The 18,866-nt window shown below is 46.4% G+C and carries 14 protein-coding genes; 3 read left to right on the top strand and 11 right to left on the bottom strand.

Annotated elements, in window-relative coordinates:
- The first annotated feature begins 8 nt into the window (after positions 1–8).
- A complete protein-coding gene (locus IEY13_RS05065) occupies positions 9–860 on the top strand; it encodes a helix-turn-helix domain-containing protein (RefSeq protein ID WP_229687734.1) in 852 nt (283 codons plus the stop codon).
- A gap of 39 nt (positions 861–899) precedes the next feature.
- On the opposite strand, the gene IEY13_RS05060 is transcribed toward IEY13_RS05065, so the two are convergent.
- Positions 900–1,745, bottom strand: a complete 846-nt coding sequence (locus IEY13_RS05060) for a hypothetical protein (protein ID WP_188950852.1) — start codon at positions 1,743–1,745, stop codon at positions 900–902.
- A gap of 203 nt (positions 1,746–1,948) precedes the next feature.
- Between IEY13_RS05060 and IEY13_RS05055 the strand changes: the two genes are divergently transcribed.
- A complete protein-coding gene (locus tag IEY13_RS05055; protein WP_188950851.1) occupies positions 1,949–2,515 on the top strand; it encodes a DUF417 family protein in 567 nt (188 codons plus the stop codon).
- Between the two features lie 36 nt (positions 2,516–2,551).
- Entirely contained in the window at positions 2,552–3,094 is a 543-nt protein-coding gene (locus IEY13_RS05050; RefSeq protein WP_188950850.1) for a carboxymuconolactone decarboxylase family protein, read from the top strand.
- A 69-nt stretch (positions 3,095–3,163) separates the two neighbouring features.
- Here IEY13_RS05050 and IEY13_RS05045 read toward each other — a convergent pair whose 3' ends face one another.
- From IEY13_RS05045 to IEY13_RS05000, 10 genes are all read right to left on the bottom strand, one after another.
- Positions 3,164–3,856: a zinc metallopeptidase gene (locus IEY13_RS05045; RefSeq protein ID WP_188950849.1), complete on the bottom strand. Its 693-nt coding sequence runs from the start codon at positions 3,854–3,856 to the stop codon at positions 3,164–3,166.
- A 114-nt stretch (positions 3,857–3,970) separates the two neighbouring features.
- Positions 3,971–4,774 carry an SH3 domain-containing protein gene (locus IEY13_RS05040; protein ID WP_188950848.1) on the bottom strand — a complete coding sequence of 268 codons (804 nt, stop codon included), beginning with the start codon at positions 4,772–4,774 and terminating at the stop codon, positions 3,971–3,973.
- 180 nt (positions 4,775–4,954) lie between these two features.
- On the bottom strand, positions 4,955–6,010 hold the full coding sequence (locus tag IEY13_RS05035; RefSeq protein WP_188950847.1) for a TlpA disulfide reductase family protein: 1,056 nt from the start codon (positions 6,008–6,010) through the stop codon (positions 4,955–4,957).
- Complete coding sequence (locus IEY13_RS05030) at positions 5,994–8,549, bottom strand: zinc-dependent metalloprotease (RefSeq protein WP_229687733.1); 2,556 nt, start codon at positions 8,547–8,549, stop codon at positions 5,994–5,996. The genes IEY13_RS05035 and IEY13_RS05030 overlap by 17 nt, the downstream gene beginning before the upstream one ends.
- Positions 8,550–8,575: 26 nt before the next feature.
- Positions 8,576–10,861 carry a DUF4350 domain-containing protein gene (locus IEY13_RS05025; protein ID WP_188950846.1) on the bottom strand — a complete coding sequence of 762 codons (2,286 nt, stop codon included), beginning with the start codon at positions 10,859–10,861 and terminating at the stop codon, positions 8,576–8,578.
- A gap of 9 nt (positions 10,862–10,870) precedes the next feature.
- A complete protein-coding gene (locus IEY13_RS05020; RefSeq protein ID WP_188950845.1) occupies positions 10,871–11,797 on the bottom strand; it encodes an ABC transporter ATP-binding protein in 927 nt (308 codons plus the stop codon).
- Between the two features lie 132 nt (positions 11,798–11,929).
- Positions 11,930–13,393, bottom strand: a complete 1,464-nt coding sequence (locus tag IEY13_RS05015) for a RagB/SusD family nutrient uptake outer membrane protein (protein WP_188950844.1) — start codon at positions 13,391–13,393, stop codon at positions 11,930–11,932.
- A gap of 10 nt (positions 13,394–13,403) precedes the next feature.
- Positions 13,404–16,706: a SusC/RagA family TonB-linked outer membrane protein gene (locus IEY13_RS05010; RefSeq protein ID WP_188950843.1), complete on the bottom strand. Its 3,303-nt coding sequence runs from the start codon at positions 16,704–16,706 to the stop codon at positions 13,404–13,406.
- Positions 16,707–16,965: 259 nt separating this feature from the next.
- Positions 16,966–18,141: a FecR family protein gene (locus IEY13_RS05005; protein ID WP_188950842.1), complete on the bottom strand. Its 1,176-nt coding sequence runs from the start codon at positions 18,139–18,141 to the stop codon at positions 16,966–16,968.
- A gap of 111 nt (positions 18,142–18,252) precedes the next feature.
- Complete coding sequence (locus tag IEY13_RS05000; protein ID WP_188950841.1) at positions 18,253–18,858, bottom strand: RNA polymerase sigma factor; 606 nt, start codon at positions 18,856–18,858, stop codon at positions 18,253–18,255.
- Positions 18,859–18,866: the final 8 nt, after the last annotated feature.

Below are 18,866 nucleotides of genomic sequence, written 5' to 3'. Positions count from 1 at the left end.
GAGATTTCTTGAGTGTCATTACCTCATCAGATGGTGGCTTTTTGCTGGGAATTACACCAATTGACCCGGCAACCTGCCATACACCAGTTCAGTATTCAGAATACAGTGTATTCTTTGTAGCTACCGGAACAGGTACGTTTTGTGCAGATTTTGGCACATTTTCTTTTACCGCGCCCGTGCTATTGTTTGCTACTCCTATGCAAGTACTTTACCTGCATGAATGCCAGGAGTTATCGGGCACCATGCTTCAGTTTCACAGCGATTTTTACTGTATTGAATATCACAGGCAGGAGGTTGCCTGTAATGGACTATTGTTTAATAATATTTACATAGATCCTATTGTAACACTTACACAAAGAGAAGCCAGGCAATTTGAAACGCTGCTGAATGATATTGCAGAAGAAGCTGCCCAGGAAGCGCCGGTGGAGATGGTATTACGTTCTTACCTGCAATTGTTTCTGGCAAAATCCAGCGCCTGCAAAAAGAAAATGATTGCAGCGCATACCGACAGGCCGGAAACGGATGAAAAGATGGAACAGTTCAGGCAGTTGCTGGATACCCATTACCTTACCCTGCACAAGCCTGCCGATTACGCTGCCATGCTGGCCTTATCGCCCGATAACTTTACCAAACGCTGTAACAAATATTATAAGAAAACGCCTTCGCAAATGATACAGGAAAGGCTGGTGCTGGAGGCAAAGAAGCAGTTACATCTTACCCGGAAAAGTATTAAGGAGATTGCTTTTGCGTTGAACTTTGAAGACGAGTTTTATTTCAGCCGCTTTTTTAAAAAGCTTACGCAGGTATCGCCGCAAGCCTTCCGGGATAAAACCGGTATTTCCATAGTAGCAGATATATAGTACCTCCCGAAAAATATCCGGGAGGTACTGATAAAAATTTTAATTACAGTTGTATCCAAAACCTAAAGTAGCCTCAAAACCTGGGCTTCCTCCGTTTACTGTTTTAATGTTACACTTCGATGGTTTTCCTGACGCATCATAGTCATAAGTATAGCTGTATACTCCACTTTCTTTGTTGTTATCTCCATCGAAATACGTAATTGTTTTCAGCAATGCCTTGCCAGATTTACCCAAAAAAGGAAATTCTATAGCCCTGGAAACCATATTAGGCACCTGGTAGCTGATACCTGCCGGTGTTTCGTAGTATTCAAGGTTAGATTTGGTACGATAGTTTCCTATTGCTCCCACAGCTACCAGATCTTCCTGCGTACATATGCCATTTGTATTAACATAAGTATGCGTATAGGTTTGCTCTACTTCTTTTTCGGCGTTGGCAGAGGCTTTAAAAAGTTTTTTAACCATTTTGGTAAGGTAACCACCAGCGTCGTAGGTATAGTAAGTAGAATCAGCCCATTCACCACCTCCACCGTTAAAATATCTGGAAACAGCATTTCCATCGCTACCTAAAACATAGGTTGTTGTTCCATCCTGCTTTGCAGGTATATCGCCCCATGCTGCTGTAGAATCGGTAATTACTACCTTTCCATTATCAGAAACAAGCGTACTGGAAGAGTACAAATTTCCGTTGACATAATACTCTACCCGCGATATGTTTCCGTTATTATCTGTTATCATCCGCTCTTCTGACTTATTGGGGCTAAGAATCTGCATTGAAACCAGCTTGCAGGTAATGGGATTAGCCGGATCAGATTCGTTTTTAGTACACGACAACGCAGTTGCCAATACAGCACCGGCAACAAAAAGAGATTTTACATTTTGGTTCATGTTCTTTTGGGTTTTATGGTACACTTCTTCCGGAAGTGGCCCCGCAAGGAACATTATTTATGATAACAATACCCTATACATCGGAAGAGTTTCAAAAAATTGCCTTACTTAAGTTACGCACGGATTTGTCCATGTAATACCCTTTTTCGTCCATGGATTGGCCTTTATGGCGGCTGTAGCTTTGACCTTACAAAAGAGCAGTTATGAAAAGGTCTGTTATAGAAGCTATTGCCGGTATGGACCGGTTGGGTAAAAAAGCGGTTCGCTGGGGTGTTGTAATTGTATTTCTGTGGATAGGTGCTTTAAAGTTCTTCACCTATGAAGCAGATGGTATCGTGCCTTTTGTAGCCAACAGCCCCTTTATGTCTTTCTTCTACCACCATCCCTCAGCATACAAACAACACATGAATAAAGAGGGGGAACTGGTACCCGCCAACCATGCCTGGCATATCAGCAACAATACGTATGGCTTTTCTGCCGGGCTGGGCGTTTTTTTGATTACACTGGCAGTATTGGTAGCCCTGTATAAGGTAGCTCCACTAGCCAGCATGGTGGCCAGCATACTTGTATTTGTTATGACATTGGGCACCCTCTCCTTCCTGATTACCACTCCGGAAAGCTGGGTACCGCATTTAACAGACCATCAATGGGGCTTTCCCTATCTCTCCGCACGCGGGCGGTTGGTAATTAAAGACGTAGTTATCCTGGGTGGCGCTATCATTACCATGAGCGAGTCTGCTCAGTTGTATCTCTCCCGCTGCAAACAATAAAAACATATCATTTAACAACTTTAAATATAAACATGTATGAAAACCTTTACAGTACCTGCTTTAGAACAGGTAGATGGAGCATCACAAACCATTCTTACCGGAGTACAGAAAAAACTGGGCAAAATACCTAACCTCTATGCCACTATCGGCTACTCGGCACCTGCCCTGAAAGCCATGCTGGATTTTGAAGCAACGCTGGGCGGCAGCAACCTGTTTACCGCTAAAGAGCGGGAAGCCATAAACCTGGTAGTATCGCAGGTAAACCTTTGTGACTACTGTTTGGCAGCACATACCGCACTGGCGCAAATGCGGGGCTTTAGTATAGCAGAAACCATTGCTATCAGAAAAGGAGATATAGCCGATAGCAGACTGAACACAATTATACGTCTGGCGCAATCCATTGCCGAAAACAAAGGCAAAGGTGAACAATCGCGCATAGAGGCATTTTTTGAGGCGGGTTTTACAGAGGCAGCCTTTATAGAACTGATTGGCTTAATTACCGCCAGAACGTTTACCAATTATGTATTTGCCTCAACAGGTATACCGGTTGATTTTCCGGCAGCACCTGCACTTCAATAAGCAGCAGCTAAAAAAATGCCTGTGCCGGAATCCGGCACAGGCATTTTACCTGTCATTTACCTTATTATCTTAGTCTCTATCCCTACTGTTAACGAAAAGCAAAATATAATAGAGTAAAGTAGCCACTGAACTAACGGCAGCCACAACGTAAGTTCTGGCAGCCCATTTTAAAGCGTCTGCTGCTTTGTCATGCTCCTGACGGGTGGTTATATTACGGGTTTCCAGCCATTTTAGCGCCCTGTTACTGGCATCATACTCTACCGGCAGGGTAATAATGGTAAACAGTGTGGTAACCGCAAACAAAATAATACCTATTAAAAGCACAGTGGGGTTAGAACGGCCAGCCAGAAAGCCCAGACCAATCAGAATAATCCATTGTGAAAGTCTGCTACTGATGTTTACCAACGGAACAATAGCGCTGCGAAACTTCAACATACTATAAGCAGTTGCATGTTGCACGGCGTGTCCGCATTCGTGGGCCGCCACTGCCGCGGCAGATACACTTCTGCCGTGGTATACATCATTACTCAGGTTTACCGTTTTGTTCTGAGGATTATAATGGTCGCTCAGAAATCCATCGGTAGATACCACCTGTACATCGTAAATACCGTTATCGTGCAGCATTTTCTCTGCTATTTCACTGCCGCTAAGGCCGTTTGACAAACCAATTTTACTGTATTCCTCAAACTTCCTTTTGAGGGCTCCGCTCACTATCATCCCGATAATGAACATAATACCGGCAATTACATAGTAACCTATCATTGACATACTTTTTCAGATTGATACGCTTAAACAGCACAAACCACCTGCCAAATCATAAACAGCTTTGGGCAGTAGCGCCCATAAAAAAAGCGCCCGTTATTACAGGCGCTTTTTCTACAATTTAACGGCTTTTCTGCCGTCCCAGCTATACACTTCTTTCAATTTGGTTTTCTTTGTCAGCGGTTCCCCTTTCTTGTCCACCTCGTCTAACACCTCCTCATCTTCTAACAGTTTAATAATTTTACCCGGAGAACCGCCTTTTTCCGAAGGAAACAATAATTGCTCTCCATGATAGAATACACCCGCATCAGAAATATCGGTTTTCCCTGGCAACGAAAGCAATTCAGTACCGTTCCAGCCAAAATAATAGTAATCATCCGGTATAGCACAAGCCTCTCCGGTAAAATAGAAACGGGCAATAGCTATAATACTATCCAACCCCATCGCCCCAAACACTTTACCTTCGGTAAAGGAGGTTGCTTCGCTGCTATTGAGTTGCCATATTTTAGTAGCCAGTGGCTTTCCCTGCAAATCCAATACCCTTACTTTGGCAAAGTAATGACGAAAATCACCTTTATCTGCTCCGGCCAGCCCATGATCTAACCCATATAAAAAACGGACGTCATTGCGCAGATAGCTGCCAAACGCCGTTAACCCTTTCCAGATATATCCCTCACTTATTACTCCGCCACTGTTTACAAATTTCACCCGCACCCAGGGTGCATCAAATCCACTGATACGCTGGCTTTCCTCCTCCTGCACCGGCCAAACCTTACGCCCCGCTTCCAATGCAGCCATTTTCTCACCGCTGGTTGATGGCTTACTTCTAACATAAGCGGTATCAGCCAATATAACAAGGCTATCCCTGGTTTCGGAAGAATTATAAAGCCCTTTGATTTCCTGAGCCTGTGTAAACATAACAGTTATAAACAGCGCTACTAAGAGGGATGCCAGGTGGCGAAAATGCATACGGTACATAGTAAGAGGTGTTTTAGCTACCATAGCAGCTAAGATAACATCTTGCAGGCACACCCCAACAAAAAGCCGCGGCCAAAAGGCCGCGGCGCATCATACACTAGTAATTCACAGAGATATGGATTATGGAAACAGGGACGCTAATATTTCAGCTACTTTTTCGCCACGCAGGTTTTTGGCAATAATTTTTCCTTCCCGGTCAACCAGCACGTTCTGCGGCAGATAGTTTAGCCCATACATAACAGGCACCGGGCCATTATACGCTTTCAGGTCAGATACCTGCAACCAGGTTAATCCATCCTTTGCTGCTGCGGCCAGCCATTGCGGCTTATTGCTATCCAGCGAAACACTCATAATATCAAAACCTCTGCTTTTGTATTGCGCATAGGCTTTAACCAAACCAGGATTTTCTTTGCGGCAGGGTACACACCAGCTGGCCCAGAAATCTATCAGCAATACCTTACCCCTGAACGCAGTAATGTTGTGCATCACCCCATTGGAATCGGGTAATTCAAAAGCAGGCGCCATAAGGCCTATGCCGGTTCTGCTTTCCGAATTCAGTTTAGAAGATACGCGCTGCCCGTACACACTCTTTTGTACAGCAGGGGTTAGTTGCTTATACAAAGCAACTGCCTGTGCTTCATATCCCTTTCCCAGAAACCGGTCGTGCAGAATCATGGCCGCTGCGCGGTACTGGCGGTAATCGCGTATAAAAGCTTCAGCAGCGCGGTCTAAGCCATGCGCAAATGCGGTATCGCCGGGGGCCTTGCGCGGTGGCACCTTATTCAGGTAGGCACTGTATGCCATCCAGGCCTCCTGCTCCGGAGAACCTTTAACAACAGCCGCGTGCAGGGCTTGTTTGGCAACGGTAACCGAAACCGTATCACTATCCGCCCAAAAGGCTTTCATCTGCAAACTACCTGATACATGCAGCGTACAAATCAGCGGTTCCGGTAAGGTAAGTTGGAAAACAAACTGTCCGTTCTGCACCCGCGCCGAGTCGGTAGTAGCTACAAAGTTAAACTCGCGTGAAAGGTATACCCAATCACCTTCCGCCCCGCTTATGTTACCCTGCACAGTTACCTGTTTACTGCTATCAGCAGCCGGCGCTGCCAAAGCAGCACCGGCGGATAGCAACAGGTAAAGGGTTGCAATAAACAAACTACTTATTCTTATCATCGAAGAATTTTTTAATACCATCTAACACAAACTGCAGATGCTGTTTGCTCATATCATCCTTTACGCCGGGAATAGCGGCTGCCAGCATTTTCTGCACTTTTACCAGATGTGCTTTTGCCAGTATTTTCATGTCGGAATTGGCCATTTGCTGGGCAGACATAGAAGCAATCAACGAGGCTATTCCACCTTTTACCAACGCAGGATCAATAAGACCTTTTAAGCCGTCTGCATAAGCACGCTGCAATTTGCGGCGGTTAAAGTCGATAGTTTTACCGGTACGCAACTCACTCCACAAATGCCCTTCAATATCACTCAGCAGTTCTTCCGGTGTATACATATCTTTTGCACGAAAGCGGTTTACCTGCTCATCCAGCCGGGTTAATCTGCCGCCAGACATCATCAGCATTAACATGGTAGCCTGGCTTTCTGCCACCGGATCGCCAAATGCCGGGTTGTTAATACGATTCAGAATAGCAGTATCCAGCAACCAGTTTGGTGTTTCCAGCACATGCTTACACAAAAAGGCTACGGCTTCTTTCTGGCGCTCACGGGAGGTATAAGTATATATAGCTCCCGGCTGGTCTACACTCTTTGCTGTTTGCGGAACACCTGCCAGATTTTTCAATACATGGCCCTGATACCTATCCCACTGCTTCAGTACGTTTTTGTACATCTCCATCAGGTTGGTATAATCATCCCCATCATTTTCACGCGTCCACTCAATCAGGTGCGGTACAATCCTTTTCAGGTTTTTTAAACCATATTCACTGGCAGTAACGCTGTTATCGCCCAGGTCTTCTGTCTGAGAGCGGGGGTCGTAATCTTTGCCTTCACCGCTAAACCACAAACGGGGATTGCTGCCCACGCTGTCTTTGATCCATTTGTTCAGGATAGGTAATTCTTCTTTACCGGTGGCAGCCTGTGGAATAGGGGTATAGCCCCACTGAATAGCCCACTTATCATAGTCGTTAATACGGGGGAAGATGCCGGCATGACTGATATTGTCTTCCGGTTGTGCTACGTAGTTAAAGCGTGCGTAGTCCATAATAGAAGCCGTATGGCCATGCGCTTCTACCCAGGCCTTATCACGCAGTTTTTCTACCGGCGTAGCACTGCTGGCACCCATATTATGGCGCAGACCCAGTGTATGGCCAATTTCATGAGACGATACAAAGCGAATCAGCTGGCCCATCAATGTGTCATCAAACACCATTTTACGTGCACCGGGGTCAATAGCACCCGCCTGCATCATATACCAGTCGCGCACCAGCTTCATTACGTTATGGTACCAGCCTACATGGCTTTCAATAATTTCACCACTGCGGGGGTCAGCTACATTAGGGCCGTACGCATTTTCCACAGAAGCAGCAAAATAACGCACTACAGAAAAACGGGCGTCTTCCATACTCATGGTAGTATCCTGCTCCGGCCATTCCTCACCTCTGATGGCGTTTTTAAAACCAGCCTGCTCAAAAGCTTTGGCCCAGTCGTTAATGCCCGCTATCAGATAAGGACGCCATTTTTTAGGTGTGGCGGGATCAATGTAATACACAATGGGTTTGGCAGGTTCAACCAGTTCACCACGTTTCCATTTATCCATATCTCCCGGCTTCGGCTCCAGCCTCCAGCGGTGTATATATACCTCATCCTTTACCTGCTGCTGATCGTCGCTGAACAAGCGGTAATCGCTGGCAAAGTAGCCTACACGGTAATCGAAATAGCGCTTTTTCATAGGCACTTTGGGTAGCAGCACAAACGAGTTGTTTAACTCTATCGTAATAGCTCCTGCCGCTCCTAACCCCGGCAGCCCTCTGCCCTCGGCAGAAAGTGTACCCTGATAGGTTTTAATGGTACGCACCTCCGTATTGATGGGATAAGAACGTACACTGTGTACGTAGCTTCTTTCCGGCGCCAGCATGGTTAAGCTGAAAGCTCTTTTGGCTGCAGGCGTAAAGGCCAGTAACAGGTTATCACCTTTTAAAAAATCGGTAACGTCAATTACCACACCGCCCCCCTCCTTACCTTTTGCCTTAATATCAAAGGCAGCCGCTATGGGGTACAGGTTGGAGTTTTCTACAGCTTTATAAATCTGCTCCGTAGAGTCGGCCGTATTAATCAACGTTATTACACGCAAAAACACATTGTTGTTAGGGCCTTTTTCCCAACGCAGGGTTTGTTCATTCACTTCCTCACCGCCAAAATTACCGGCGCCGGGTGTGGACTTACTCAGGCGGGTTACCAGCAATATGTCGCGGCCGAATATACTATCAGCCAGTTCAAAAAAATATTTACCCTCCTGCTCATGCACCGTAAACAAACCTTTACGGGTAACCGCTTTGGCAGTAATTACATCCTTAAATGCTTTGGGGCCGCCTGCTTTGGCAGAGTCTGCCTTTACCACCACCACCGGCGTGGGGCTTTGCTTTGCAGGCGCTTTTTTACTTTTAAACACCGAGCACGAACCTATTATTACAGGCAGTGCAGCTACAGCGGCCAGTTTATACCACCGGCCATACTGCGTCATTCTTATATGAGTCATAGCAACTGAATATCTTTTCTTGTTTATTATCTTCTGGCTCTTCTGATGAGGAAAATAGCTACACCTGCTGCTATACAGGCTGGCAAAGCACCCAGCAGTATCCACTTAAGTACACTCACCTGCTTTGCGTTTACCAGTATACGGTCGTCGGATGGCTGTGCCCGATATACATCTACCGGAAACTGGTTGTAAGAAAACCATTTGTACAACTGCATCAGGAAAGTGAAGTTGCCGGTTTGTATATTACTGCGCAACAGCTCACTGTTACTCATAAAATCCACATCTGCCGCTACTATAATGCGTTGTTCTTTGTTCTTTACTTTCCTGTTCAGTGCCAGCACAACAGGGTATACGCCTTTCTCATCTCCCAGTGCCGGTGAATACTGTACCTGGCGCAAACTATCATCCACTGCAGCCACCCTGCGAAGTGTTTTTGTAGTGTCCGTTACCACAACCGGCGTAACGGTAAAGGAACTGCCCGCTGCTACAGAAACAGTAGCCGCTCCCGGAAACGACATGCCTGCCGCAAGCCTGGGTGTTACAATAGCATCCATCAGTTTCATTGCCTGGGGTGTAACATTGCCTATAAAAAATGATGGGGCAAAGTCTTCACTCTTCTGCAACAAAACCCCTTCATCCAGCTTTACTTTCAGCAGGTCCAGCACGGGTTGCACCAGGGCTTTCCGCTTAGGCTCAGCTGCCACAAACACATTGCCGCCATTTTCTATATAAGCCTGAATTTTTGCTAATTCCTGCGGGGAGTAAGGCGTGCGTGGGTCTGTTATCAGCAGCACTGCTGCATTTGCAGGAATATCCTGCTGGTCAGCGGTAATGTCGCTTACCGCAAAGCCCTGGTTTACCAATGAGTTACGGAACGTAATTTCAGTGGTGGCCAGTTTTATATCCTCATCCCCCATTCTGTTCACACTGCGCTCATTATGCCCTTTCAGAACCACTACTTCTGGCACGGGTGCATACAGGCGTTTCAGGGCTGCAGCAAACTCCTGCTCGCCTGGCTGGCGGAACATATCGTTATACATGCGCAGAAAGGTGGTTTTGTTTTTCCACTTCAACTGCCTTACCATTCTGTACTGCTCACCACTCAGGTCCATCTGCTTTTTCATTTCAGCAGGGGTAAGCAGTTTATTAAAATCCATACCCATAGAAGTGGCCATATTGCGGGCTACCTCTTTTGCAGAAAGGCCTTTGTTACGCGCAAACAAATCGTCATTCTTTGTACTGTCCCAATAGTAAACATATTGAATACTGATATCGGGTTTGTAACGAAAATATTGGTCGTACCGCTCCAGGTCTGAATTGCGTGCCAGCGGCAGACCGGAAAAATAGTTTTCATCCAGCAGGTTCACATAGGTAATTACCTCCAGTGGCCCGTCCAGGTGTGTAAGTATTTCGCGGGTAGCCGGTGTAAGTGTTCTTTTTTTGGTAGCTGTTCTGTCGCTGTAACCTGTAAACGCCGGGCGCGAGGTAATGTACCCCAGCGTTAATGCCACCACTACCAGCAACGTATAACGCAGCCATTTGGTATACACGGGAACCGATTCACGATCGCCTCTCAGCTTAAGAATGGTAAACCCGGTAAACATACCTATTACAATGAGAAAGTAGAAAACATCTTTGGTGGAAATAAGACCATTGATAGCTTCATCCACACGTCCGGAGATGGATAAGAAGTAAGTGATATCCCTTACAAAATCAATATCCTGCCAAAGCTTGCCTACATAGCTTAAAGCAGCCAGCAAAGCCAGTGTGCTTATAGCAGCCACTACCTGGTAGGTAGTAAGTGAAGACATAAACAGGCCTATAGCAGAATAAGCGCATATCTGCAAAAACAAGCCTGCAATACCGGAAAAGATCAGCGAAATATCTGCATCTTTTATAGTAAAACCCGATACCAGCGCCAGCAGCGCCAGGCAAGCCATCAGCAGCAGGCAATAACATACCATGGCCAGGTATTTACCCCATACCACCATACTTACTTTTACGGGGGAAGAGTATACCAGCTTAATAGAGCCGCTACCCGTTTCACGACTGATTAACCCCATGGTAAGTAAGGGTATATACAAATACAGATATTCTTTTATTTTAGTAAATACCCCGAACATAGAAGTAAAAAAAGTATCGGTAAGGCCCGCACGTACGCCGCCCATCTGCTGCGCTTTTTCCATACGCTCCAATACACTCATAAACTCCCAGCTGCCCTGCACCAGAAATATGATCAGCACCACCCAGGCAACCGGTGAAAAGAAAAGGTTCATCAGCTCCAGCCGGGCTATCCTCCATGTTGTTTTCATCGTATCTGATTATTTTACTTTATTCGACAACTTTGCAAATATTTCTTCCAGTGAACTTCTTTCCAGGTGCAGTTCCTGCATACGCCATCCCTTGTTAACACTGTATTCCACCATTTTTTCAGCAATGCCCGGTGCAGCATCAAAGCTTACCCGTATTTTATGGGGTGTCAGCACTTTTACATCCGTTACCCCTTCCATGGCCAGCAGTTCTTCAACAGCAGGCGGATTGTTCAGGTATAACACCATAGAAGACGGAGCTATGTAATTATCAAAGTCATCTACCGTACCGGTAAACACTACCTGCCCCTGCTCTATCATACGTATGGTATCGCAGGTAGCCTGCACTTCCGATAAAATATGCGAAGAGAAAATAACAGAACGCTCACGGCCAATTTCCTTAATCAGCTCACGCACTTCCGCTATCTGGTTAGGATCAAGCCCATTGGTAGGCTCATCCAACACTACCAACCGGGGCTTGTGAATAATAGCCTGTGCAATGCCTACCCGCTGCTTATAACCGCCAGACAGGTTTTTAAGCAAACGGTTACTGAAGTGGGCAACACCGCAGCGCTCCTTTGCTTCTTCTATTGCCTGTTTTACCTTATTGTCAGGTATCTGGCGCATATAGGCGGCATGGCGCAGGTATTCATCCACTGTAAGGTCCAGATACAGCGGGGCATTCTGTGGCAGAAAGCCTATCAGCTTTTTCGCCTCCAGCGGTGCCTTACGCAGGTCAATACCGTCAATCAATACCCGGCCTTCCGTTTGGTTCAGCACCCCACAAAGAATGTTCATGGTAGTGGATTTACCAGCTCCGTTAGAACCGAGAAACCCTGTTACACCAATCTGGGTAATATCCAGGTTAATATCCCGGATGGCCCAGGACCGGGTGTAACGGTGCGAAAGATGCTCAATTTTTACAATGCTTGTGTTCATTTCTGTTTCCTTTGGACATGGCTTTAGCTTCCATCACCCATTACAGCATTGTAATGGAGATGGTATATAGGTTATCCTGTTGTCTGCTATACACACGCACAGCAGACAACAGGATAAAAAAGAGGCTGTTAATTAATAACCATCGTTCTGTGGTAACAATGCCGGATTACTTCTGTAGGCTTCTTCCGGAACAGGATACAACACCGCTGTGGCTTTCCATGTAGCCTGCTTCAGCACTTTCAGTACGGCATCAGCAGTATTGGTGCGTTTTAAATCCAGCCAGCGGTGGCCCATTTCAGCAAACAACTCAATACGGCGCTCCTTAGCAACTGCAGTCAGCAGCGCTGTTGCATCAGCCGGGTTTACATCCTCCAGGCCTGCACGCCTGCGTATCCTGTTTAAATCAGCCGCACCTTCTGTAACACGGCCCAGGCGTGCCAGCGCTTCTGCGCGTATCAGATATTGCTCCGCTAAACGTAAAGGCGTAAGCCCTTCCAGCGCACCACCGGTATAAGACACGGTTGCACTGTTGTTTTTATATTTTAAGGGAACCGTATAGGTATTGGTAACACCGGCAACAGTAATGTTAGCGCTCATAGTCCAGCTCTGCTTTCTCTTGTCGCCTGCTTCAAAACTGTTCAACAACTCTGGCCTTAAAGCATAACAGGCAACAGAAGCAGCAGTGGGTCTGAACATGGTACCTTCTGCCGTATATCCGGTAGTAGGTTGCAAAGAAGAATAATATTGCCAGATAGCTTCTGCATTGTTTTTATAAAACGGAGAGCTGGCAGTAATGTCGGCCAGGCTGTATATGCCTGCACTGTCAATTACCTTTGAAGCATATTGTGCTGCCTGTGCCCACTGCCCACGGTACAGGTATGCCCTTGCCAGTAAGGCAGAAGCCGCCCATCTGTTTACACGCGTACGGTCGCCGGCGGTAGGTGAATAGCGGTAATCTTTAGCCAGGTTATTTTCAGCATAAGTAAGGTCTTCCAATATCTTAGTATACACTTCATCTACCGTGTTACGTGGCTGGCTGGCTGTTATATTAATGTTGGTGGTGGTAATCAGCGGCACCTTTCCATACATATTGGTAAGATAAAAATGACAAAGACCTCTTACCAGCCGCGCCTCAGCGGTATACTGCCTTTTTAACGAATCTGCCACCAGGCTGGATGGCAGGGCAAGCCCTTCTATAATACTATTGGCCTGATAAATAACCGAATAAGGGCTGGACCATAAACTGAGATTATCGTTATTAGCCTGAAAAGATATGGTGTTGGCTGTAAACTGGTCATATGCATCACGGGCAGCGCTGAAATAAAACTCATCGGCCGATAAGCCCATCATTTGCGTAACCGGGCCATTTAAAAAGCTGGTACCCGATATAGCACTGTACATACCATTTACAGCTGCATTGGCAGTAGTATTGGTAGTAAATACCGCCTGCTGCGTTTGTAAGTTTTTAGGCACATCTGCCTCTACCAGCTTTTTACAGCTGGTTACAGACTGGGCAGCCAGCAGCACCGCCAGGGCCTGCATAGCCATCCTTCCTTTTTTAAATGTATTTGCGGGAGATATATGAATAAATGACATAGTTCGATAATTACAGTGTGAATTGAATACCGGCAGTAATAGTACGTAACGGAGGCAATGCGGCCGACCTTACTTCAGGATCGAACCCTTTATACCCCGTAATGGTTAACAGGTTCTGGCCCTGCATATACACCCGTACATTTTGCATATGCCATTTTTTAAGTAAGGCAGATGGCAGACTGTACGAAAGGTTTACGTTTTTTAACCGGATAAAAGAAGCATCTACTATATTGGCATCAGAACCTACCCAGTTATTATAAGCAGTATAAGCCGCTCCAAACTGCTGCGTAATTTTGGGGTTATTATCCCATTTATCAGGTGTGCCCAGGTATTTATATACCAGGTCTTTTGACATGTTGGCGTATTGTGAATTTCCGGGAGGATAAAAACTGCTGGAAGCAACAGATCTGCCCTGTTGTTTGGTAAATTGCACAAACACATCCAGCTGAAACCCTTTGTAGCTAAGGCTGTTGTTTAAACCACCATAAAAATCCGGGTAAGTAGTACCAGCATAAACACGGTCGCCACGGCCATTATAAAAAAGCCCGCCTACTATGGTGCCACTCTTGTCTACATCTTCTACCATGGGTAATCCGGTTGTAGCATCGTCGCCCAGGTATTTATACACAAACATGCTGCTTAAAGGATAGCCTTCTGCGTACAGGTTTACCAGCGAAGAGGCAGCACCCGATTTCAGGTCGGGGTAATATACCAGTTTATTGCGGCCAATGGTAAGGTTAAGGGCACTGGTGTACCTGAGTTTACCATTGTCAATATTCACCGTAGTTAACGAAAACTCCCAACCGGTATTCTGCACCAATGCAGGCATGTTAGCCGTATAGCTGGTAAAGCCAGCCTGTGGGCTTAATGTAAAATTAGTGAGCTGGCTACTGCTGCGGTTTCTGTACCAGGCAGCGCTTAATAACACTTTATCTTTAAAAAAGCCCAGTTCTACTGCACCTTCCAGCTTACGGTTTACTTCCCACTGTATATTGGGGTTAGAGATGCCTGTTGGGCTGGTAGCTGCACCGGCACCATAGCCACCTGTTGTCCGGTAAGTGGAAAGAAACAGGAAATCACCTATCTGATCATTCCCTGCCACGCCATAACTGCCACGCAGTTTACCAAAGCTTAAGCCGGGAATGTTTTTAGCAAACTTTTCTTCAGAGAATAACCAGGCAGCACCTACCGCACCAAAGTTGCCGTACTTTTTACCAGGGCCAAACCGGGATGATCCATCACGGCGGAAAGTACCATTCAGAATGTATTTGTTGTGCCAGTTATAAGTTACCCGGCCAAATACAGAAGCAAACTTGTACTGGTTGGTAGAAGTAGTAACCGAACGTGTGGTTGCCGCCTGCGGATCTGACAAAAACTCGTCAGAAGTAAAGCCGCTGGCAAACAGGTTAAAAGGCATTTTAGAATTGATATTCTGTAAAGAGCCACCTGCCAGCACACTCAGCCGCCCGCTTGCTATGTTCTTATTATAGGATACCTGCGGCTCAATTAAAAAAGTTTCCTGCGTAAAATTGGTAAAGCTGGAGCTGCCGCTCGTACTGCCAAAAGCCGGGTTGGAAGAGGCCAGGGTAGTAAGTCTTACCTGATCGTTGGTAAGTTTGGTATACCCCAAAGTAGCTTTCACATCCAGCCCCGGAATAATGGTGTATCTGATTTTGGCATTACCCATAAGGCTGGCGCTGTTGTTATTAAACGAGTTCAGCATCTGCGCCATAGGGTTAGAGCTGAAGCCCAGCCAGAACAGTGAGCCATTGGGATTGTATAACGGGAAATTAGGCGCCAGTTGATACGCATTGGAAGTAGGATCAGTAGCAGAAAGGTTATTTTTATCGGAAGAGTATTGGGCAGTAGCACCAATATTCAACTTCCCATCCAGCGAAGTATGATCTGAATTCAGCATTACAGAAGCACGCTTGTACCCCTGTTCGGTAGCAAACACCGTATTTTCTTTGTGGTAGCTGGCACTTAATAAAAACTTAGTTCTTAAATCACCACCCGAAACAGAAGCATTTGCATCGGTAGTGCTGGCTGTATTACCAGTAAAATATTTCTGCCAGTTTACATCTTTGGTAGAATCGAACACCAACAGGTCAGGCGCGTTGGTGGTATTAGGCGTAATACCTGCGTTTACAAAAGATATTTTGCGCAGTCTGCGGTATTCCTCTGTAGACAGTACCTCCGCATAACGGGTTGCGTTAGAACGGCCCGTCCATACATTGGTATTAAAAGTTGTTTTGCCCGATTTACCTTTTTTGGTGGTAATCAGCACTACCCCATTGGCAGCACGTGAACCGTAAATAGCCGTGGCATCCGCATCTTTTAATACTTCAATACTTTCAATATCCGAAGGGTTCAGTACGGCCAGCGGGCTGGTTTCGCCCGTAGCGCCATCACCGGCATTGGCGCCGTTTACCTGTCTGTTTAAAGCAGTAGCAGCAAAGGGCACACCATCTACCACATACAAAGGATCGTTTCTGCCCACTACACCATTTAAAAAGTTCTGGCCGCGTATCTGTATGTTTACGCGCGAGCCGGTTACACCATTGCTTTGCGTGGTAAGTACACCCGGCATACGGCCCTGTAAGGCCAGTAGTACGTTGTTTACAGGCTGTTTGGCAATATCTTCTGCCGATACTTTTACAATGTTACCGGTGTTAAAGCGGCGCGTAGTAGTACCATATGCCATTACCACGGTTTCATCCAGCTGGTTTTGCGATACAGTAAGATAAATAACCCCTAACGCAGGCCCCTTCACTTCTACCACTCTGGTTTCAAAACCTATGTACTCAATTACCAGTAAATCACCCACATTGGCTTCAATGGTGAAGCGGCCCTGATTATCGGAGGTTACACCTGTTTTGGCACCTTTAACATGAACGGCGGCACCTGCCAGCATATCTTTTCCATCCTGCCGCATTAAATAACCCATCACCTTAATGGGGGGTGGCGGAGCGGCAAACGTGTTTGCATTGGATTCTGCCTGCGGTGCAGCCATGGCTACGGGTTTGGCAGAAATAACAATGGTTTGCGCTTCTATGGAATATTGTAATCCCTGGTTTTTGAGTAAAAGATCCAGAAATTGTTTTAAAGGCATTTTATCTACAGACAGTGTAACACGGCCTGCATTGCTCAGCAGTTTTTTGTTACCAATAACCAGGTAACCGGTTTGTGCCTTTATTTCGGCAAAGGCTTTTTCCAGCGACACATCTTTTCCCTTAAAGCTAATGCTTTGCGAAGCCACTCTGGCGCTCACATGTAAGGAGAAAAAGAGAATCAATACAGCAGTTAATTTCATAATTTTCACCGTTTTGGCCATCAACCGGCTTTGTTCCCAATGGTAAATACCTGCGGGAGTACGCTGTTGTAAAACAGCATGAAGCAGCCGGTTACAAAGAGTTCTGATTTGCATAACTTTGTAACAGTTTGGTTAAATGAATAAGCAGTCTTGCGTGACTATAATTAATCAGGAAGCCTTACGTACTTACCGTTCCGGTCGCGACCCGGAGCGGTTTTTCGTTTCAGGCATCCTGCCGTAAACCCATCTATTAATTGCACTAAGGCATAACTACCAGCTTGTTGGTTTCCTCCATTTTAAATTTCACACCTGTTTGTTCCAGTACATGCAGTACCTGCTGCAGGGTAAGGTTTTTACCCATTTCTCCAAAGAACTCTATATCGGGCACATGCCCCTCATAAACAATTTCAATATCATACCAGCGTGCCAGCTGCCGCATTACCACTTCCAGCGGCTGATTGGCAAAGTTGAACACCCCGTCTTTCCAGGCAGTAACCTGTGCCAGATTGGCATTGGCATTCAGCTGAATGGCCTGTGTAGCACTTACCTGTGCCTGCTGGCCCGGCTGCAACACCAACTGCTGCCGCCCGCTGTTTACACGTACAGCCCCTGCAATTAACGTGGTGGCGCCATGCTTTTCATCGGCATATACATTTATGTTAAACGCAGTACCCAGTACCTCCAGCACCCCGTATCGCTCTGTTTCTACCCGAAAGGGCCGGGCAGCATCAGCAGCTACTTCAAAAAACACCTCTCCCGTTACCTGCACCCTGCGCTCCTTACCAGTAAAAGCTACCGGATAGCGTAAGGAGGAGGCAGAGTTTAACCACACCTTCGACCCGTCTGGCAGGGTAAGCATAAACTGCCTGCCCACCGGTGTACTTATTATATTATATGCCGTTGCAGCGGTTCCTTTATTATTATATACCAGTCCCTTCCCGTCCATTCTTATTTCTGCACCGTTATCGGTAGCTACTACCCCATTGGGCAGGCTATCCAGCGCTACGGTTCTGCCATCTGCCAGGGTAAGCACCGCTCCGGTATGCCCGGGCGCTACATCTTTTATCAGTTGTATGCCAGCGGTATCGGGTTGCTTCTGCTGCCGTGTAAAATAAAAAGTACCCCACAGCAATAGCAGCAGCGCTGCCGCAGCCGCCATCCAGGGCAGCAGCATACGCTTACGGTAAGGCAATGCCTGTAACTGTGCCGTTGTACGGTCGGCCTCTAGCACGCTGTTAAGCACGGGTTGCCAGTATGCGGCATCGTAAGCCTGGTATTCACTGGCGCTCAGCATCAGGTCAGACACCTTATCTATAAAGGCACTCCTGTTTGCATCATCCAGCATCCATTCATCCAGATCGGCCTTTTCTGCGTCAGTCAGTTCAGCAGAAAATTGCTTCTCTATCAGGGTATAAGCGGTTTCCTGAGTAATCATATTAACATTTCTGGGATGTTTTCAAAGGAAGGTTTCTGAAATGGGAATAAGGTTGTTCTGTAAGTAAAGAATAACCGGAAAGAAGTTTGTACCTAACGGTTTGTACTTTTTTTAGAAATTTTTAAAAAATAGCGCCATCAGTGGTACTACCTTGCCGGCAGCGGCCAGGTATTCCCGGATAGATTGCAGGGCCATTACCAGCGTATTACGCACATGACTATCTGTAACACCCAGTTTTTCAGCTATTTCCGAATTTTTCAGGCCTTCGTTACGGCTCATGCGGTAAATCAGCTGCCGCTGCGGAGGTAGCCGGTTTACAGCCTGCTGCACCAGTAAGCTGGTTTCTTTCAGCGTCATCAGGGCCGAAGCCTGCTCTTCTTCCGCCGATTTTTCCCCTCCCCCGCCTGCATACACGTTCAAATGCCGCTTTTGCAAAGCTTTTTTGCGCAGATACGTAAGACTTTCGTTAGAGGCCACCCGAAACAGCCAATGTACCGGCTTATCCAGCTCCGGCAACTTATCGCGGTTCAGCCATACGCGGATAAAGGTTTCCTGAATTACCTCCTGCATACCCTCTTCCGAAGCTACCAGCTTTAGTACCGACCGTTGCAAAACAGGCACAACAAGGCTGAAAAGCCTCCCAAAAGCGGCTTCATCTCCTCCGGCAATCTGTTGCAGCAGTTCTTTTTCTATAGATAATGGTACGTTCTGAGGCAAAAAAAACA

It is taken from the genome of Filimonas zeae (genome assembly GCF_014641615.1).
In the GTDB taxonomy this organism is placed as follows: domain Bacteria; phylum Bacteroidota; class Bacteroidia; order Chitinophagales; family Chitinophagaceae; genus Filimonas; species Filimonas zeae.
This window is presented reverse-complemented; position numbering and strand designations above follow the sequence as displayed.